Origin of the sequence: Isoptericola sp. NPDC056134 (genome assembly GCF_042264825.1) — a bacterium.
Taxonomy (GTDB): Bacteria; Actinomycetota; Actinomycetes; order Actinomycetales; family Cellulomonadaceae; genus Isoptericola; species Isoptericola nanjingensis.
In genome coordinates this window covers 51,801-71,449 of the sequence record NZ_JBHJVM010000021.1, presented here as the reverse complement: position 1 = coordinate 71,449, position 19,649 = coordinate 51,801, and the positions used below count along the sequence as shown (strand labels likewise).

Sequence of the window (19,649 nt, the reverse complement as noted above, 5' to 3'; positions counted from 1 at the left end):
GGACCGCACCCGGGTGCGGTCCCGACCGAGCCTCTCTATCTCGCGGTCCGGGGTTCTCTATCTCGCGGCGTCCTTCAGCTTGATGGCGGGGTCGGTGGCGCGGGCCAGGTCCAGGCGCAGCGGCTCGCCGCGGCTCATGAGGCGCCGGACGCCGCCGACGTCGCGGGGCGAGTCCACGAGGAGGACGGCCCGGACGGTCGCGACACCGTCGGGCGCGTCCTCGGGCCCCCTGCTCTCCGCCGGGTCCAGGTAGAGCGCCGCCCAGGGGCCCTCGCCGGGGGTGCCGCGCAGCACCACGGGGGAGGCGTCGGGCCCGGCGGTGGTCGGCAGGCCCAGCAGCGCCAGGTCGTGCCCGAGCTGCTGCGAGAAGACGTACGGCGCGTGCCCGGTGCCGGCCGGCTCGACGCCGAGCATGGCGCGCACGGTGGGGTCGGGGTCGTGCAGCGCGGCCGACCAGTGCCCGCCCGGCACCGTGCCGAACACGGGGTGCGCGCGCGACGCGACGTCGCCGACCGCCCAGACGCGGGGATGGCCGGGGACGCGGCCGTCGCCGTCCACGAGGAGCGCGCCGCGCCCGTCCAGGGGCAGCGTGCCGTCCAGCCAGCCCGACGCCGGCCGCGCGCCCACGGCGGTGAGCACGAGGTCCGCCGGAACGTGATCGCCGCCGGCGAGGACCACGCCGGAGCCCTCCACGGCCGTCACCGCGGCGCCCGTGCGCAGGCGCACCCCGGCGGCCCCGTACCAGCCCGCGAGGAGCGCCCCGACGTCGCGGCCCAGCTGGCGCGACAACGGGGCGTCCGCCGCCTCGAGCACCGTGACGTCCGCCCCGGCGCCCGCGGCGACCCCCGCGACCTCGGCGCCGATCCAGCCCGCGCCCACGATCACCAGGCGCAGCCCGTCGTCGGCGCGCAGGGCCGCCCGCAGGCGGTCGGCGTCGGCGGCCGTGTGCAGCAGCGACGACGCGGAGAACCCCGGCGGGACGACCGGGACGGAGCCCACCGCGAGCACGACGGCGTCGGCCGCGACCTCGCCCCGTGCGGTCGTGACGACCACGCCGTCCGGCCGCGAGGCCAGCGACAGGGCGGGCTCGGCGAGCCGCACGTCGTCGGCCAGCGCCTCGACGTCGACGCCGAGGTCCGCGCTCAGCCACACCGGCTCGGGCCGCGTCAGCAGCTCCTTGGAGAGCGGCGGGCGGTCGTACGGGGGCACGCCCTCCGCGCCGAGCAGCGTGATCCGCCCGTCGAAGCCGTGCGCCCGCAGCGCGGCGACGGTCTGCGCGCCGGCGAGGCCGGCGCCCACCACGACGACGGACCGGAGGGGCGGACGGGGAGAGACGTCGGAGGTCGGCTCGGGCACGGTCCTCACCGTAGCTCTCGGCGAGACCCCGCGGGCGTGGAGGTCCGACGCTCGCCGCGGTCGCGCGACGGTAGGCTCGGCTGCCGTGGATCCCCGTGCGCTGCCCGACCCTCCGCGTGACCCCGGAGGGGCCGAGCCCGCGCCCGCGTGGCACACGGTCGGGGCGAAGGGCGAGGAGCCGGCGCGCCCTCTGCCCGGTCCCGAGCGCGCCATCGTCACCGTGCTCGCCGGCATCGTGCTCGCCGTCGTGCTCGGCGTGCTGGTCGGGGCCCGCGTCGGCACCGGCACCATCGCGCTGACCCTCGCCGTCGCGGGCACGTGGCGGGCCACGTCGGCCACCGGGCCTGTCGGGCTGGTCGTGCGGAGCCGGGGCTTCGACGTCTTCCTGTGCTGGGGTGGCGCCGTCGTCATCGGCGTGCTGGCCCTGACCGCCCCCGGCCTGGGCTGAGCGCCCGCGATCAGCCCGCCGAGCCCGCGAGGCTCGCGGTGAGCGGCTCTTCGGAGGTGACCGCGCAGGTGACGCTGCGCCAGCCGTCCCCCCACTCGCTGAACTCGGGGACCACCGTCCACACCTCGAGCGGCGGACCGGCGTACTCGCCGCCGACGAACTCGGCCCACGCCTCCGCGCAGGAGGCGCGCCCCGCCGCCCAGATCGTGGCGTCGTTCTCGGCGACCTCGACGCCGATGCGGTGCTCGGCGAACACCTGACCGGTGTGCGGCTCGTCGCAGAACTCGACCAGAGGCACCACGAGGTCGCCCCACCTGGTCAACCGGGTGGCGTCGAAGCACGTGGGGGACAGGGCGATGCTCAGGTGACGGGGGCCGCCGTCCGCAGGCGCGCGGGTGTCGGTCGGGGGCGGCGCGGGCGCGGGGTCGCCCGCGGCCGGCGCGGCCGCGCACACGAGGTGGGGCCAGAAGTCCCAGCCGTCCTTCGCCGTGAACCAGCGTGCGTAGGGCACCTCCAGCGGGCTCCGCCCCAGGTCCTCGAGGGCACCGTCGCAGACCTCCGACGCGATCTGGCCGCCGACCTCGTCGCCCGGCCAGGCGGGACCGGAGGGCCCGGCGTAGAACACGGTGGACGCGGTGTCGTCCCCGCACGGGACGAGCGGCACGATCCCGTGGAGCTCTGCCTGCGCGAAGCAGTCGCCGGGGGCGAGCATCCGCCACGGCTTCGCGTCCGCGAACGTCACGTCCCCGGTGAGGCCGGCCGGTGCGGCCCCCTTCGCCGGGGGCAGCGTCAACGGGTCCGCCGCCGACGTCGACGATGACGACGCCGATGACGACGCCGATGACGACGGCGGGCCGGCCAGACCGGTGAGGAGCGGGCGCACGTCGTCCACCAGCCCGACGGCGGCGACGAGGACCGCCACGCTCACCGCGCGGGCCAGGAGACCGACGACGACGGCCACGATCCCCGCCGTGCGCACCCGGCGGCGCTGACGACGACGGCCGCGATCCCGAACCGTCGCGCGGCCCGGGCGTGCGTCGTCGCGGCGGCGAGGTCCCCGGAGCCGATCGCCCGGGCCGCCCGCTGGGCTCCGAGGAGCGCCGGGACGCCGAGCGGCCAGCACAGGATCGCGGCGGCCACGGCCCAGCCGGTGGCGAGGTGCACGTCGCGCCCGGGAGGGACGGACGACGGCGGTACGGACGGGGTCAACGGCGACTCCGATCGGGAACGGGCACCGAGCCATCGGTGGCCGCAACGACCAGCGGCGCGCCATTTGTACCAGAGGTCCGACTTCGCGCTCTGCGCCCCGCGGGTGAAATCCTGCGCGGACGCCACGAGGGCCGGCACCCTGCGGGTACCGGCCCTCGTGCGTCGGGGCGTCAGGCGCGCGGCGCGTCGCCCTTCGGCTCGTCGGTGCCGGGCTTGGCGTCGTCGACGTCCTGCCCGTCCCACTCGCCCTCGTTCTCGTCGACCTCCGACGCCGTCGGAAGGGCGCCGTCGTCGACGACGTCGTGCTCGGGGGCGGTCCGCTCCTCGACCGTCACGGCCGTGTACTCGACCTCGGTCAGCGCGAGGGCGGGCACCGGCTGGAACGCCCGGGCGAACAGGGCGGCGAGTGCCGCTCCCACCAGGGGGGCGACGACGAACACCCACAGCTGGCCCCACGTCCAGCCTCCGCCGAACACCGCCGAGGCGAACGACCGCGCCGGGTTGAGCGAGGCGTTGGTGACCGGCCAGGCGACGATGATCAGCGCGCCGAGGGACAGGCCGATGACCACCGGGGCGAACGTGACCGACGTGCGCTTGCTGGTCACGCCGAGGATGATCCCCACGAAGACGGCGGTGACGATCACCTCGACGAGGATCGCGGCCCACATCGTGAACTCGACGGGGGCGCCGCCCTGCTGCGCCGCCGCGGCGGTGAGCGTGGCGGCGGGCGCGTGCGATCCGAAGCCGTTGGCCGTGCCCTGGAAGAGCTCGGCCTTGCTCGTCGCCTGAGCGAACGGGAGCACCGACTCCGGGATGATCGAGAACATCACGGCCGCGGCCGCGGTGCCGCCCACGAGCTGGGCGGCCCAGTACGGCACCAGGTCGCGCCACGCGGAACGGCCGGCGAGCGTCAGGCCGAAGGTCACGGCGGGGTTGAAGTGGCCGCCGGAGACGCCGCCGACCGCGGCGATGGCGCCCATGACGAGGATCCCGCCCGCGAGCGCGACGGTGATGATCTGACCGTTGTTGAACAGGTTGAAAGTGGCGGTGCCGACGATGCCGAGCACCAGCACGAACGTGCCGAAGGCCTCGGCGGCGAGCCGGGCGAACAGGCCGTGCTGCGGGGCTCCTGCCGCCGTGTCGACGTCGGCCGGAGCCGTACCGCCCTCGGCGGCGATGTCCTGGGACATGAGGGTCCTTCTCTGCTCGGGAGACGGGCGTCTCGGTGTGCCCCCCGCGGTGGGAGGGCCGGTCGTGCGTGACCGGCCTCACGGCCGGCTGCGCGGGCATGCTTCCACCGTGGTCTGAACGGTTGCTGAGCGCGGGCCGACGGTGGCGCTCCTGGCACGTTACCGCGCGTCGTCCCAGGTCGCGCTCCACCACGACGGTCGGCGCGCCGGGCGGCGGCGACGTCGAGGGCCGGGCCGGGGTGGCGGTCGACCCCGGCGCCCGGCTGCGTCAGAGTAGGGGCATGACCACACCAGTGAACGTCACCGTCACCGGGGCGGCGGGCCAGATCGGGTACGCGCTGCTCTTCCGGATCGCGTCGGGCGCGATGCTCGGCCCCGACACGCCCGTGCGGCTGCGGCTGCTGGAGATCCCGCAGGCGGTGAAGGCCGCGGAGGGGACCGCGATGGAGCTCGACGACTGCGCCTTCCCGCTGCTGGCCGGCATCGACATCCACGACGACCCCACGGCGGGCTTCGCGGGCACGAACGTCGCCCTGCTGGTGGGCGCCCGGCCGCGCGGCCCGGGCATGGAGCGGGCGGACCTGCTCGAGGCGAACGGCGGCATCTTCGGGCCGCAGGGCCGGGCCATCAACGCGGGCGCGGCCGACGACGTGCGGGTCCTGGTCGTGGGCAACCCGGCCAACACGAACGCGCTGATCGCGGCGTCGAACGCGCCCGACGTGCCGAAGGACCGCTTCACGGCGATGACGCGCCTCGACCACAACCGCGCGCTCTCCCAGCTCGCGAAGCGGGCGGACGTGCCGGTCTCGCAGGTGCGCCGCGTGACGATCTGGGGCAACCACTCCGCGAGCCAGTACCCGGACGTGTTCCGGGCCGACGTCGCGGGCACGCCGGGCGCCCGGTACGCGGACGAGGACAAGCTCTGGCTCGCGGACGACTTCATCCCGACGGTGGCCAAGCGCGGCGCCGCGATCATCGACGCGCGCGGGGCGTCGTCGGCGGCGTCCGCGGCGAACGCGGCGATCGACCACGTCCACGACTGGGTGCAGGGCACGCCCGAGGGCGACTGGACCAGCGCGGGCCTGTGGTCGACCGGGCAGTACGGGGTGCCGGAGGGCCTGGTCTCGTCGTTCCCGGTGACGTCGTCGGGCGGTGCGTGGGAGGTCGTCGAGGGCCTCGAGATCGACGACTTCTCCCGCGAGCGGATCGCGGCCAGCGTGCAGGAGCTCTCCGAGGAGCGGGACGCCGTGCGCGCCCTCGGCCTGATCTGACGGAAATTCTGCGGCGGAGCGTCGGGGGCGCCGCATAGGCTTCTCGGGCCATGATCGACGCCCCTGCCGCGCGCGCGGAACACACCTCCACCACGACCACGCCGACGGACCCGTCCCGCCGCCTCGACTGGCGGAGGCTGCGCGGGCCCGTCGCCGCGGTCGCGATGGTCGCGCTCACCCTCGGAGCGGTGGGTGCCGCGCTCGGCACCGTCGTCGCGGGCCGCCTCGCGGAGGACCCGACGGGGGCGCTGCTGACGCTGCTCGCGCTCTGCGTGGTCGGCGCCGCCCTGTTCGACACGGCCGGGCAGGTCGTGTGGGCGGGCGTCGTCGACCGCGCCGAGGGGCGGCTGCGCGGCGACCTGCTCACCGCGGCGCTGCACCAGCCGCTCGGCACGCTCACCGAGCAGGCCGTGGGCGAGGTGCTCGACCGGGTCGACGACGACACGCACGCCGTCGGAACGCTCGTGCGCCGCCAGCTGTGGGGCGCGGGCCGCACGGTGGTCGGCGTCGTGCCGATGTACGTGGTCGCCGGCGTCACCTGGTGGCCGGCGTGGATCCTGTTCCCGCTGCTGGGCGCGCTCGCGGGCGTCCTCGTGCGCCCGATGCTGGGCGAGATCGCCCGCCGCAAGGTGATCGAGGAGGCGGCCTGGACCGACCACGCGGCCGCGTTCGAGGAGTCGGTGGCCGCCCGCGACGACCTGCGCACCAGCCTCGGCCAGCCGTTCGCCATCCGCCGCCTGGCGCAGCGCTCGGCGGACGTGCACCGCAAGTTCCGCGACGTGGTCGTCGTCGAGTCGAAGATGCTGCGCCGGGCCGGCCTGGTGCTCGCCGCGCTGCTCGCCGGCGTCGCCGTGGCCGGGGCCGCGCTGGCGTCGGGCGGCACGCTCGCCGTCCAGGACCTCGTGACGCTGTTCCTGGTCACGTCGATGTTCGTGGGCCAGGTGGACAACCTCATCCACCACCTGCCGGACATCCAGGAAGGGCTGGGCGCCATCACGCGCATCCGGCAGATGCTGTCGGTCGAGCCGGAGCCGAGCGGCGGGCGCGACCTGCCCGAGGGCCCGGTGGGCATCGAGCTGCGCGACCTGCACTTCTCGTACGCCGAGGGCACCTTCGCGCTGCAGGGCGTGAACCTCCGCGTCCCCGCGGGGCAGACGGTGGCGCTCGTCGGGCGCACCGGCTCCGGGAAGTCGACGCTCGCGTCGCTGCTGTCGCGCGCCGTCGAGCCGGAGCCAGGCACGGTGTTCCTCGGCGGCGTCGACGTGCGCGACCTCGACCTGCAGAAGCTGCGCGCCGCGGTGGGCGTCGTCACGCAGCGCACCGAGATCCTCGCCGGCACGCTCGCCGAGAACGTCGCGCTGTTCGCCGACGTCCCGCGCGAGGACGTCGAGGCGGCCGTGCGCGAGCTGCGCCTGGAGGCCTGGGTGTCGGGCCTGCCCGACGGGCTCGACACGCTGCTCGGTCCGGGCGGCACGTCGCTGTCCGCGGGGGAGGAGCAGCTCGTCGCGTTCGCGCGCCTGCTGGTGCGCGACGTCCAGGTGGTGGTGCTCGACGAGGCGACGGCGCGCATGGACCCGCTCACCGAGGCCCGCGTGGTCGCGGCGTCCGAGCGGCTGCTCGCCGGCCGCACGGGCGTGCTGGTCGCCCACCGGCTGACGACCATCGAGCGGGCGGACCTGCTCGCCGCGCTCGACCACGGCCGGGTCGTGCAGCTGGGCCCCCGGGCGAGGCTCGCCCGCGAGGACGGCCCGTACCGCGACCTGCTCCTGGCGAGCGACGCCGCGGACGCACCCGTCGCGAGCGCCGGTGCCGCCGAGGAGGTCGCGTCGGGGCTCACCGGTCACCGGTCGACGCCGTCGAGCGCGCCGTCGGGCACGGCGCCGAGCACGGTGGAGTCCGCGCAGGCGGCGTCCCACGACGTGGGCGGCAAGCGCCGCCGCGGCGCGGCGCCGGACCTCGCCGACCCGGGCGAGGGCCCGAGCCTGGCGCGCGGCGTCCTGCACGCGCTGTTCGTGCGCCCCGCGTGGGGCGTGGTCGGCGCGGCGCTCTTCCTCGTGGCGAGCCTCGTCTCCGCGCAGGGTGCCCTCACCGGGTTCCTCTGGGGGCGGGCGGTCGAGGGGCTCGACGCCGGCTTCCCCACCGCGCTCATGGTCGCGTTCGCGGTGCTCCTCGTCGTCGCGCCGCTGGCGCTCGCGTGGGCGCTGTACGTCTACCCACGGTGGTGGGTGGAGGTGCTGCTGCGCGTCCGGATGGCGGTGATGGTGGGGCAGACGCGCCAGGAGCGGCTGCGCGCCACCCCGCCCGGCGAGGTCGTGGCCCGCGCCATGGACTCCGACCGGTTCGTGCGCTACTCGGACCGCTGGGTCGACTTCGTCAACGGCCTGGTCATCGCCGGCGTGACGGCGCTGCTCAGCGGGTCGTGGCTGGCCGGCGGCGTGCTGCTGGCCGTCATGGTGGTCTCGGCGGCCGCGTCGGCGGTCGGTCGGCCGATCGCGGGCCGCTCGGCCACCCGGTCGTCTGCCGCTCGCGCCCGGTTCGGCCGGGCCCTCGTCTCCGCGCTCGACTCCGCGCGCACGGTGAAGCTCGCCGCGCGGACCCCGCAGGTGCACGCGCACCTGCGCGAGGTGGACGGCGGCCGCGTCCGGGCCGCGATCTTCGAGCACCGGATCCAGGCCGCCCTCGACGGCGTGCCGATGATCATGGTGCAACTCGGCGTCGTGGCGGCCTGGGCGGGCCTGCTCACCGGCACGTGGGGGCTGGCGACCGCGCTGCTCGTCGCGAACGCCGTGAACGGGTTCGGCTGGTTCGGCGTGGTGGCGGGGGCGGTCGTGACGGAGGCGCCCGGCACCCGGTCGTGGCAGCGGGCCACCGGCCGGTTCGCCGCGGGGGCCGACCTCATGGACCTGCCCGCGGGCGTCGACCTGCTCACCGGCGACGCGCCCCGACCGGCCGCGGGCCCGCGCGAGGCGCTGGAGCGGCTGCGCCTCGAGGGCGTGACCGCCGTGCACGACGACGGCACCATCGGGGTGTCGGGGGTGGACCTGGAGGTGCGGCGCGGCGAGCTCGTGCTGCTGCTCGGCCAGGTCGGCTCGGGCAAGTCGAGCCTGCTGTCCGCGCTGAGCGGCCTCATGGAGCACACGGGCCGGATCCGCTGGAACGAGCGGGACGTCGAGGACGCCCAGGCGTTCCTGCGCCCGGGGCAGGTCGCGCACGTCGCGCAGGTGCCGCGGGTGCTGTCCGGCACGTTCAGCGAGAACGTGCGCCTGGACCACGAGCGCGACGTCGACGGCCCGGTCGCCTCCGCGCGCCTGGGGCAGGACGTGGACGAGGCTGGTGGTCCGGACGCGCTGGTCGGCCACCGCGGGGTGCGGCTGTCCGGCGGCCAGGTGCAGCGGCTCGCGCTCGCCCGCGCGCTGGCGACGGACGCCGAGCTGCTGCTGGCCGACGACGTCTCCAGCGCGCTGGACGCCACCACGGAGATCGAGCTGTGGGCGTCGCTGCGCGAGCGCGGCACCACCGTCGTCGGCGCGACGTCCAAGCGCGCGGCCCTGTCGCGTGCCGACCGCGTCGTCGTCCTCGCCGACGGCGAGATCGCCGAGGTCGGGCCGTGGCGCGAGCTCGCGCCGCGCTGGGGGCACCTGGCGGGCTGAGCGTAGTTCCGTCGTGGGCGTTCGTGTGGCGCTATTCCCCAGGGAATGGCGCCACACGGGCGCCCACAGGTGTCGGCGGACCTGTTGCTGCAAGGTTGCTGCAACGGTACAGTCGCCGCGGGTCGCGACCTCCGCGCGCCCGGACGACGAAGGAGTCCTCCATGCCTCGTGCTGCCCAGGCCCGCGCCCCCCGAAGGCGCCCGACCCGTCGCGCGGCGGCATCGCTGACCGCCGTCGCGCTCACCGTCCCCGCGCTGTCCGCCGGCCTCGGCGGGCTCGCCCTCACGACGGCGCCCCCGGCGGGCGCCGCGGACCGCACCGCCACCCTGGTCGGGAGCCTCCAGACGGAGCTCGGCTGCGCCGAGGACTGGGACCCGACCTGTGCCGCCACCACCCTCGCGCCCGCCGGCGACGGCACGTTCGGCGCCGACGTCGACCTGCCGGCCGGGACGTACGAGTACAAGGTCGCGCTCGACGGCGCCTGGGACGAGTCCTACGGGCGCGAGGGCACCGGCGAGAACGCGCCCCTGGTGCTGGGCGGCGACGCGCGCGTGCGGGTCAGCTACGACGACACCACGCACCGCGTCGCGCTCACGCCGCTGACGCTGGCCGGCGCCTACGACGACGCGACGGACGCCGACCTGGTGGTGCCGCCGGTGCGGCAGGCGGGCTCGGACGAGCGGTTCTACTTCGTCATGACCGACCGCTTCGCGAACGGCGACGACTCGAACGACACCGGCGGGATCGACGGCGACCGGCTCGCGACCGGCTTCGACCCGACCGACAAGGGCTTCTACCAGGGCGGGGACATCGCCGGCCTGCGCGAGAAGCTCGACTACATCGAGGGCCTGGGCACCACCGCGATCTGGCTGACGCCGTCGTTCCTCAACCGCCCGGTGCAGGGCACGGGCGACGACGCGAGCGCGGGCTACCACGGCTACTGGATCACGGACTTCACGCGGATCGACCCGCACCTGGGCACCAACGACGAGCTGCGCGCACTGATCGACGAGGCCCACGGCAAGGGCATCAAGGTCTACTTCGACATCATCACCAACCACACGGCCGACGTCATCGACTACGCCGAGGGGGAGTACGGGTACGTCGACCAGGCGACGTCGCCCTACACCGACGCCGCCGGGAACACCTTCGACCCGGGCGACGTCGCGGGCTCGGACGACTTCCCCGAGCTCGACGCCGCGACGTCGTTCCCGTACACGCCGGTGATCGCGCCCGAGGACTCCGACGTCAAGGTCCCGGCCTGGCTCAACGACCCGACGCTTTACCACAACCGGGGCAACTCGACGTGGACGGGGGAGTCGGTCACGTACGGCGACTTCGACGGCCTGGACGACCTCATGACGGAGGACCCGCGCGTCGTGCAGGGCTTCGTCGGCGTGTACTCCGACTGGATCGACCTCGGCATCGACGGCTTCCGCATCGACACGGTCAAGCACGTGAACCCGGAGTTCTGGGAGACGTGGTCGGCCGAGGTCATGGACTACGCCCACGCGCAGGGCAAGGACGACTTCTTCATGTTCGGCGAGGTCTACGACGCCGACGCCGCCAAGACGTCGCCGTACGTGCGCGACACCGACATGAGCTCGGTGCTCGACTTCTCCTTCCAGGCGGCCGCGACCAGCTACGCGAGCGGCAACAGCGCGCGCGGCCTGGCGAGCCTGTTCGCGAGCGACGACCGGTACACGACGCCGACGAGGTCCGCGTCCGCGCTGCCGACGTTCCTCGGCAACCACGACATGGGCCGCGTGGGCTACATGCTCGCCGGCACCGACGAGCCGCTGGCCCGTGACGAGCTGGCGCACGATCTCATGTACCTCACGCGCGGCCAGCCGGTCGTGTACTACGGCGACGAGCAGGGCTTCGCCGGCACCGGAGGGGACAAGGACGCCCGGCAGACCCTCTTCGCCACGCAGGTCGACGAGTACGCCGACCAGCCGCTCGTCACGGGCGAGCAGGCGGGCAGCGTGGACCGCTACGCCACCGACGCGCCGCTGTACTCCCGCATCGCCGAGCTGGCGGCTCTGCGCGAGGCGCACCCGGCGCTCGCGACCGGCGCACAGGTCGAGCGGTACGCGGAGAACGGCGCCGGGATCTACGCGTTCAGCCGCGTGGACCGCACGGAGAAGGTCGAGCACCTGGTCGCCGTCAACAACGCGGCGCAGGAGAAGAACGCGACCTTCACGACCCTCACCCCGGGCGCGTCGTACGAGGTGCTGTACGGCGACGGGGAGCCGGTGACCGCGGACGACGCCGGCGAGGTCACCGTCAGCGTCCCGGCGACGTCGGCCCTGGTGCTGCGCGCCGACCGCACGGTGGGCGCGGACTCCGACGGCACGCTGGACGTCGTCGTCCCGGCGGCGGGCGCGGCGGTCACCGGCACCGCGGCGGTGGCGGCGGACGTCGACGACGACGCGTGGGCGGAGACGTCCTTCGCGTGGCGCGAGGTCGGTACGTCCCGGTGGAACCCGCTCGGCACGGCCGAGGACACGACGCCGCGCGTCTTCCACGACGCGAAGGGCCTGGCCGAGGGCACCCTCGTCGAGTACCGCGCCGTGACGCAGGACGCCGACGGCGAGCGCGCGGCCGCCTCGACCTTCGCCTCCGTCGGCGTCGACGTGTCCGGCGTGGTCGGCGACGAGGAGCCCGAGCCCGAGATCGACCTGGTGACCGTGCCCGGCAGCCACAACAGCGAGATGGGCTGCGCCGGCGACTGGACCCCGGACTGCGAGGGCGCGCGCCTCACCGAGCGCCCGGACGGCGTGTGGGAGGGCACCTTCGACCTGCCGGAGGGCGACTACGAGTACAAGGTCGCCGTGAACGGGTCGTGGGACGTCAACTACGGCGTCGGGGGAGTGCGCGACGGCGGCAACGCCACGTACTCGCACGACGGCGGCGAGGTCACGTTCTACTGGGACCCGGTGAGCCACGACTTCTCGTCCACCGCGCAGGGCCCGGTCGTCACGCTGGCCGGGTCGTTCCAGGACCAGGTGGGCTGCTCCTCCTCCTGGGCGCCCGACTGCCTCGCGTCGTGGCTCAAGGACCCGGACGGCGACGGCACGTACACCTGGTCCACCGACGACCTGGCCGCCGGCGCGTACGAGGCGAAGGTGGCGCACGGGCTGAGCTGGGCCGAGAACTACGGCGTCGGCGGCGCGCCCGACGGCGCCAACTACTCCTTCAGCGTGGGCGAGGGCGAGACGGTGGCGTTCTCCTACGACCTCGCGTCGCACGTCCTGACGATCGGCGTGGAGAACCCGCCGCTGCCGGGCACGGGGCAGCAGGCCGCGCACTGGGTCCGTCAGGGCGTGGTGCTCGCGCCCGGCGACCTCGGCTCCGGCGACGACTGGACCCTGTGGACCGCGCCCGACGGCGGCCTGGCGGTCGCGGACGGCGAGGTGCGGGGGCCGGACGGCGGCGACCTGCCGGAGGGTGCCGCGTCCTACGACCTGGCCCCCGCGGGGGACGTGCCCGACGACGTCGCGCGCGACTTCCCGGCGCTCGCGGGCCACACGGCCCTCGCGCCGGTGGGCGACGACGGGAAGCCGCTGGGCCGCGCGGCGGTCGAGGAGCTCCTGACCGGCCAGCTGCTGGTCACCCGGGCCTCGGGCGAGGGGCTGTCCGCGGCGACGGGCGTGCAGGTGCCCGGCGTCCTCGACGACCTGTACAGCGAGCAGGCGTCGAAGCGTACGTTCGGCGCGCAGCGGCACCCGAGCGGCCGGTGGGCCTCGTTCGCGCTCTGGGCGCCGACGGCGCAGGACGTCGACCTCCTGGTGTGGCCCGCCGGCCGCGACCTGGGCGAGGACCCCGAGCGCTTCGACGCGGTGCGCGAGCGTGACGGCTCGTGGACGCTCGACGGCAAGCGGGCGGCGAAGCGGCTCGCCTGGGACGGCGCCCGCTACCGGTACGCGGTGACGGTCTACGTGCCGGGCACGGGGAAGGTCGAGACGAACGACGTCACCGACCCGTACTCGGTCGGCCTCACGCTCGACTCGACGCACTCGGTCGTCGTCGGCCTGGACGACAAGCGCTGGCAGCCGAAGGTCTGGCGCCACGCGCGCCAGCCCGTCGTCGACCGGGCCGTGGACCAGACGATCTACGAGCTGCACGTGCGCGACTTCTCGATCTCCGACGAGACCGTGCCGGCGAAGGAGCGCGGCACGTACCTCGCGTTCGCGCAGCGGCGCTCGGACGGCATGGCGCACCTGCGCGAGCTGGCCGACGCGGGCATGACGACGGTGCACCTGCTGCCGACGTTCGACATCGCGACGATCCCCGAGGACCGTGCGGACCAGGCGACCACGCCCGACCTGTCCGGGTTCGCGCCCGACGGCGAGGAGCAGCAGGCGGCGGTCGGCGACGTCGCGGCGAGCGACGGCTTCAACTGGGGCTACGACCCGTTCCACTTCTCGGTCCCCGAGGGCTCGTACGCCGTCGATGCCGAGGGGGGTGCCCGCGTGGCCGAGTTCCGCACGATGGTGGGCTCGCTGCACGACGCGGGCCTGCAGGTGGTGCTCGACCAGGTGTTCAACCACACTGCGGCGAGCGGGCAGGACGCGAAGAGCGTCCTCGACCGGGTCGTGCCGGGCTACTACCAGCGGCTGAACCCGACGACGGGCGCCGTGGAGACCAGCACCTGCTGCCAGAACGTCGCCACCGAGCACGCGATGGCGGGCAAGCTCATGGTCGACTCGGTGGTCACGTGGGCCCGCGACTACAAGGTGGACGGCTTCCGCTTCGACCTCATGGGCCACCACTCGAAGGAGAACATGCTGGCCGTGCGCGAGGCGCTCGACGGCCTGACCGTCCGCAAGGACGGCGTCGACGGGTCCGCCGTCTACCTGTACGGCGAGGGCTGGAACTTCGGCGAGGTGGCGGACAACGCCCTGTTCACGCAGGCCACGCAGGGGCAGCTCGGCGGGACGGGCATCGGCACGTTCAGCGACAGGCTGCGCGACGCCGTGCACGGCGGGTCGCCGGTGGACGCCGCGTCGCGGTTCACCCAGGGCTTTGGCACGGGGCTGTTCACCGACCCGAACGGTCGCGAGGCCAGCGAGGGCGACGCCGGCAGCGTCAACGACGGCTCCGACGACGAGCGCGCCGACCTGGGCCACCAGACCGACCTGGTACGCCTCGGGCTGGCGGGCAACCTGCGGGACTACGCGTTCCGGGCGGCGGACGACGGCGCCGGCGAGACGACGCGGGGGGAGGACCTCGACTACCGCGGCGCGCCCGCGGGGTACGCGGACTCGCCGGAGGAGGTCGTCACGTACGTCGACGCGCACGACAACGAGACGCTCTTCGACCTGCTGACGCTCAAGCTGCCGCAGGACACCGCGATGACGGACCGGGTCCGGATGAACACCGTGTCGCTCGCGACGACGGCGCTGGCCCAGACCCCGTCGTTCTGGCACGCGGGCACGGACCTGCTGCGCTCGAAGTCGCTGGACCGGAACTCCTACGACTCGGGCGACTGGTTCAACGCGATCGACTGGTCGGGGCAGGACAACGGCTTCGGCCGCGGCCTGCCGCCGGCGGCGGACAACGAGGACGCGTGGCCGGTGATGGCGCCGCTCCTGGCGGACCCGGCGCTCAAGCCCGCGCCGTCGGACATCGCGACGGCCTCCGACGCGGCGCGCGAGCTGCTCGAGCTGAGGTCCTCGACGCGGCTGTTCCGCCTCGGCAGCGCCGCGGCGATCGAGCAGAAGGTGTCGTTCCCGGGGGCGGGGCCGGACGCGCAGCCCGGCGTCGTCGCCATGGCGGTGGACGACACCGTCGGCCGTGACGCCGACCGTCGCCTGGACGGCCTGCTGACGGTGTTCAACGCGTCGCCGGAGCCCGTGACGCTCGAGCTGGCCGGGCTGCGCGGCCGGGACTTCCGGCTCTCGGGCGTGCAGCGCTCGGGGAGCGACGCGGTCGTCAAGCGGACCCGGTGGGACGCGCGCACGGGCACGGTCACCGTGCCCGCCCGGACCGTGGCGGTGCTGGAGGACCCGCAGCGCTGAGCCACCGCACGCCCTCGCGGTTGTGTTCGACGTACGAACCAACTGTCGAGGGGGCGGGACCCGGAGGGCCGCGGGACGGAACGCCGTCCCGCGGCCCTTCTCGCGCTCTCGCTCTGACAACGGTGGGGCGTGACACGATCGTTATCGGTTTCCACCCGCCCAGGCTTTGACTTCGGAACTCGAACGCAGCAGTCTGTACCGCGGACCGGCTCGGCCGTCCGAGGAAGACCTCGGCGTCCGGGCGCCGGCGGCGAAGGTCGCTGCCGGGGGACACTCGACGACGAGAAGGAGCGCGAGGATGCGACTCGCCAAGACGATGGGCGCGGTGGCCGCCGGTGCGGCGCTGACGCTGGGACTCGCCGCGTGCGGCGGCTCCGGGGCCGGCGGTGGCGGCGGTGCCGACGGCGCCGCGGGCAACGGCGACGACGACGTGAAGATCGGCGTCGCGATGCCGACGCAGACCTACGAGCGTTGGATCCAGGACGGCAACAACGTCAAGAAGGGCCTGGAGGACCTCGGCTACTCCGTGGACCTGCAGTTCGCCAACGACGACATCCCGACCCAGACGCAGCAGATCGACTCGATGATCACCGAGGGCGTCGACGTCCTCGTCATCGCCTCGATCGACGGCACCGCGCTGACCAGCCAGCTCGACGCGGCCGCCGCGGCGAACATCCCGGTCATCGCGTACGACCGCCTGATCCGCGACAGCGAGAACGTCGACTTCTACACGACGTTCGACAACGAGGCGGTCGGCGTGGCGCAGGCCAACGCCCTGCTCCGCGGCCTGGGCTACCTCGACGCCGACGGCAAGGAGACCGGCGAGAAGGGCCCGTACAACATCGAGCTCTTTGCCGGCTCGCCGGACGACAACAACGCCGGGTTCTTCTTCGACGGCGCGATGTCGGTGCTGCAGCCGCTCATCGACGACGGCACGATCGTCGTCCCGTCCGGCCAGACCGACTTCGGCCAGGTCACGACGCAGCGCTGGGAGCTCGAGACGGCCCAGAAGCGCATGGAGGACCTGCTCACCTCCACGTACCAGGGCGGCGAGAAGCTGGACGGCGTGCTCGCGCCGGCCGACGTGCTCTCCCGCGGCATCATCAACGCGCTCCAGAGCGCGGGCATGGGGCCGACCCTCGAGAAGGGCCTGCCGGTCGTCACCGGTCAGGACGCCGAGATCGCGAACATCAAGCTCATCGACGACGGCGTCCAGTCCTCGACGATCTTCAAGGACACGCGCCTCCTCGCCGAGCAGGCCGTCAAGGCCACGCAGTCCTTCGTGGAGGGCAACGACCCCGAGGCGAACGACACCAAGACGTACGACAACGGCGTGAAGGTCGTGCCGTCGTACCTGCTCGAGGTCCAGACGGTGTTCAAGGACGACATCCAGCCCGTGCTGATCGACGCCGGGTACTACACCGCCGACGAGGTCAAGGCCGGTCAGGCGGACGACTGATCCGCAGGTCATGACCCGCACGGGCAGGCCCGTCCGTCGCCGCTCCCGCTCGGGGGCGGACGACGGGCGGGCCCGCCCCCGGGGCCGCCGCGGACGTGTCCGACGGCGGCGCACCCCACCGAAGGAGGGACGAGGGCGCAGATGAGCACGATCCTGGAGATGCGCTCCATCACCAAGGAGTTCCCCGGCGTCAAGGCGCTGTCCGACGTCACGCTGACCGTCGAGCAGGGCGAGATCCACGCCATCTGCGGCGAGAACGGCGCGGGGAAGTCCACGCTCATGAAGGTGCTGTCGGGCGTCTACCCGCACGGCACCTACGACGGCGAGATCATCCTGGACGGGACGACGGCGGAGTTCGGGTCGATCAACGACTCGGAGGACCGCGGCGTCGTCATCATCCACCAGGAGCTCGCCCTGGTGCCGTACCTGTCGGTCGCCGAGAACATCTTCCTGGGCAACGAGACCCGGAACCGGTTCGGGATGATCGACTGGAACGCCGCGAACCGGAAGGCCCACGCCCTGCTCGAGCGCGTCGGCCTGGACGAGAACCCGACGACGCCCGTCGGCCAGCTCGGCGTCGGCAAGCAGCAGCTCATCGAGATCGCCAAGGCGCTCTCGAAGGAGGTCAAGCTGCTGATCCTCGACGAGCCGACCGCTGCGCTCAACGACGACGACTCCGAGCACCTGCTCGAGCTGCTGCGCCAGCTCAAGGCGCACGGCATCACGTCGATCATCATCTCCCACAAGCTCAACGAGATCGAGGAGATCGCCGACCGCACGACGATCATCCGCGACGGCCGGACCATCGAGACCATCGACATGTCCGAGCCGGGCTCCACCCAGGACCGCATCATCCGCGGCATGGTGGGCCGTGACCTCGAGCACCGCTACCCCGAGCGCGCGTCCGTCGTCGGCGACGAGGTGCTGCGCGTGGAGCACTGGAGCGTCGACCACCCCACGCAGATCGGCCGGCAGATCATCATCGACGCGTCGTTCAACGTGCGCGCCGGCGAGGTGGTCGGGATCGCCGGCCTCATGGGTGCCGGGCGCACCGAGCTCGCGATGAGCATCTTCGGCCGCACCTACGGACGCAACATCCGCGGCGAGATCTACAAGGACGGCAAGCCGATCCAGGTCCGCACCGTGTCCGAGGCGATCGGGCACAACCTCGCGTACGCGACCGAGGACCGCAAGCACTACGGCCTCAACCTCATCGACGACATCCGGCACAACATCTCCGCGGCCGGCCTGCCCAAGCTCGCCCCGCGCGGCTGGGTCAACGGCAACGAGGAGCTCCGGGTCGCCGAGGACTACCGCGGCTCCCTCAACATCAAGACGCCCAACGTCCTGGTCGACGTCGGCAAGCTCTCCGGCGGCAACCAGCAGAAGGTCGTGCTGTCCAAGTGGCTGTACACCGACCCCGACGTGCTCATCCTCGACGAGCCGACCCGCGGGATCGACGTCGGCGCCAAGTTCGAGATCTACACGATCATCAACAAGATGGTCGCGGCGGGGAAGGCGGTCGTCGTCATCTCCTCCGAGCTTCCCGAGCTGCTCGGCATCTGCGACCGCGTGTACACCCTCGCCTTCGGTCGGATCACCGGTGAGCTCCCCGTCGCCGAGGCGACGCAGGAGCGCCTCATGGAGCTCATGACGATCGAGCGCGACCAGCCCCTGCCCACGAAGGAAACCGCCTCATGAACGCCATCGACTCGGTCCGGGACATCCTGACCCGGAACATGCGCCAGAGCGGCATCGTCATCGCCTTCCTGGCGATCGTCGTGCTCTTCGCCGCACTGAACCCGAACTTCCTCTCGCCGACGAACCTCACGAACATCGTCCTGCAGTACTCGTACATCCTGATCCTCGCGATCGGGATGGTGATGATCATCGTCGCGGGGCAGATCGACCTGTCCGTCGGCTCGGTGGTCGCCCTCACCGGGGCCGTGAGCGCCGTCGTCGTCATCCGTCAGGGCATGCCCTGGTACGTGGGCGTGCTCGCCGCCCTGGTCGTCGGCCTCCTGGTCGGCATCTGGCAGGGCTTCTGGGTCGCCTACGTCGGGATCCCCGGCTTCATCGTGACCCTGGCCGGCATGCTCCTGTTCCGCGGCCTGACGTTCCTCGTGCTGGACAACAAGTCGCTGTCGCCGTTCGGCGGCACGTACTACGACATCGCCAACGGGTTCCTCAACGGGCTGCTCGGCGGCAACGGGTTCGACGTCTTCACGCTGGTGATCTTCGGCATCGCCGTGGTCGGCTTCGGCGTCAGCCAGTGGCGCACGCGCCAGGGCAAGATCGCCTACCAGCAGACGGTCGAGTCGATGCCGCTGTTCGTGGTCAAGCTCGTCGCGGTCGCCGCCGTGGTGATGTGGTTCGGGTTCCAGCTGTCCATCTCGCGCGGCCTGCCGATCGTGCTCATCATCCTCGCGGTGCTGATCATCGCGTACACGCTCGTCACGCAGAAGTCGGTCTTCGGGCGGCACGTCTACGCCGTCGGCGGCAACCGCCACGCGGCCGAGCTGTCCGGCGTGAAGGTCCGCAAGGTCAACTTCTGGATCTTCGTGAACATGGGCGTCCTGGCCTCGGTGGCCGGCATCGTCTACTCCTCGCGCATGAACGGCGCCCAGCCGGGCGCGGGCAACATGTTCGAGCTCGACGCGATCGCCGCGTGCTTCATCGGCGGCGCGTCGACCACCGGCGGCGTCGGCCGCGTGGGCGGCGCCATGATCGGTGGTCTGATCATGGCCGTCATGTCCAACGGCATGCAGCTGATGGGCGTGCCGCAGTCGATGCAGCAGGTCGTCAAGGGTCTGGTGCTGCTGCTCGCGGTCGCGTTCGACATCTACAACAAGCGTCGCGCCTCGGTGCTGCGCTGACCAAGGGGGTCCGGCCGGGGCCGGACCATCCCGCCACGAAGCGGGGGGGGGGGGAGAAAAACCCCCCCCCCCCTCCTCCCCCCCCCCACCCCCCCCCCTTAGAAGAAAGACTCCCCCGGTGGGGGCGCAACCCCCCCCTTTCCACGACAAAAACCCCACCCTCCTCC

Annotated in this window: 11 protein-coding genes; 7 read left to right on the top strand and 4 right to left on the bottom strand. The window is 73.5% G+C overall.

The genetic code is table 11. From position 1 onward, the window contains the following. Positions 1–57 precede the first annotated feature (57 nt). A complete protein-coding gene (locus ACFCZN_RS17300) occupies positions 58–1,356 on the bottom strand; it encodes an NAD(P)/FAD-dependent oxidoreductase (protein WP_430557563.1) in 1,299 nt (432 codons plus the stop codon). Positions 1,357–1,441: 85 nt separating this feature from the next. On the opposite strand from ACFCZN_RS17300, the gene ACFCZN_RS17295 reads away from it, so the two are divergent. Then, entirely contained in the window at positions 1,442–1,804 is a 363-nt protein-coding gene (locus ACFCZN_RS17295) for a DUF3017 domain-containing protein (RefSeq protein WP_429766195.1), read from the top strand. 10 nt (positions 1,805–1,814) lie between these two features. On the opposite strand, the gene ACFCZN_RS17290 is transcribed toward ACFCZN_RS17295, so the two are convergent. From ACFCZN_RS17290 to ACFCZN_RS17280, 3 genes are all read right to left on the bottom strand, one after another. Then, a complete protein-coding gene (locus ACFCZN_RS17290) occupies positions 1,815–2,765 on the bottom strand; it encodes a hypothetical protein (RefSeq protein ID WP_430557562.1) in 951 nt (316 codons plus the stop codon). Then, positions 2,729–3,013 (bottom strand): CD225/dispanin family protein, encoded by a 285-nt coding sequence (locus ACFCZN_RS17285; protein ID WP_430557561.1) that lies wholly within the window; start codon positions 3,011–3,013, stop codon positions 2,729–2,731. Before ACFCZN_RS17285 ends, ACFCZN_RS17290 begins: the two co-directional genes overlap by 37 nt. 170 nt (positions 3,014–3,183) lie before the next feature. Beyond that, on the bottom strand, positions 3,184–4,203 hold the full coding sequence (locus ACFCZN_RS17280) for an MIP/aquaporin family protein (RefSeq protein ID WP_429766201.1): 1,020 nt from the start codon (positions 4,201–4,203) through the stop codon (positions 3,184–3,186). 281 nt (positions 4,204–4,484) lie between these two features. On the opposite strand from ACFCZN_RS17280, the gene ACFCZN_RS17275 reads away from it, so the two are divergent. From ACFCZN_RS17275 to mmsB, 6 genes are all read left to right on the top strand, one after another. Next, entirely contained in the window at positions 4,485–5,474 is a 990-nt protein-coding gene (locus ACFCZN_RS17275; protein WP_429766203.1) for a malate dehydrogenase, read from the top strand. A 50-nt stretch (positions 5,475–5,524) separates the two neighbouring features. Further along, positions 5,525–9,124 (top strand): ATP-binding cassette domain-containing protein, encoded by a 3,600-nt coding sequence (locus ACFCZN_RS17270; protein ID WP_430557560.1) that lies wholly within the window; start codon positions 5,525–5,527, stop codon positions 9,122–9,124. A gap of 161 nt (positions 9,125–9,285) precedes the next feature. Beyond that, positions 9,286–15,147 carry a pullulanase-type alpha-1,6-glucosidase gene (pulA, locus tag ACFCZN_RS17265; RefSeq protein ID WP_430557559.1) on the top strand — a complete coding sequence of 1,954 codons (5,862 nt, stop codon included), beginning with the start codon at positions 9,286–9,288 and terminating at the stop codon, positions 15,145–15,147. 298 nt (positions 15,148–15,445) lie between these two features. Beyond that, on the top strand, positions 15,446–16,606 hold the full coding sequence (gene chvE, locus ACFCZN_RS17260; RefSeq protein ID WP_429766209.1) for a multiple monosaccharide ABC transporter substrate-binding protein: 1,161 nt from the start codon (positions 15,446–15,448) through the stop codon (positions 16,604–16,606). A 141-nt stretch (positions 16,607–16,747) separates the two neighbouring features. Continuing rightward, complete coding sequence (gene mmsA, locus ACFCZN_RS17255; RefSeq protein WP_429766211.1) at positions 16,748–18,307, top strand: multiple monosaccharide ABC transporter ATP-binding protein; 1,560 nt, start codon at positions 16,748–16,750, stop codon at positions 18,305–18,307. Further along, positions 18,304–19,482 (top strand): multiple monosaccharide ABC transporter permease, encoded by a 1,179-nt coding sequence (gene mmsB, locus ACFCZN_RS17250; RefSeq protein ID WP_429766212.1) that lies wholly within the window; start codon positions 18,304–18,306, stop codon positions 19,480–19,482. Before mmsA ends, mmsB begins: the two co-directional genes overlap by 4 nt. The last annotated feature ends 167 nt before the right edge of the window (positions 19,483–19,649 follow it).

Coding starts and splice junctions, on each gene's coding strand:
- ACFCZN_RS17270 (WP_430557560.1), top strand. CDS start 5,525: ATGATCGACGCCCCTGCCGCGCGCGCGGAACACACCTCCACCACGACC.
- mmsA (WP_429766211.1), top strand. CDS start 16,748: ATGAGCACGATCCTGGAGATGCGCTCCATCACCAAGGAGTTCCCCGGC.
- ACFCZN_RS17275 (WP_429766203.1), top strand. CDS start 4,485: ATGACCACACCAGTGAACGTCACCGTCACCGGGGCGGCGGGCCAGATC.
- pulA (WP_430557559.1), top strand. CDS start 9,286: ATGCCTCGTGCTGCCCAGGCCCGCGCCCCCCGAAGGCGCCCGACCCGT.
- chvE (WP_429766209.1), top strand. CDS start 15,446: ATGCGACTCGCCAAGACGATGGGCGCGGTGGCCGCCGGTGCGGCGCTG.
- mmsB (WP_429766212.1), top strand. CDS start 18,304: ATGAACGCCATCGACTCGGTCCGGGACATCCTGACCCGGAACATGCGC.
- ACFCZN_RS17280 (WP_429766201.1), bottom strand. CDS start 4,203: ATGTCCCAGGACATCGCCGCCGAGGGCGGTACGGCTCCGGCCGACGTC.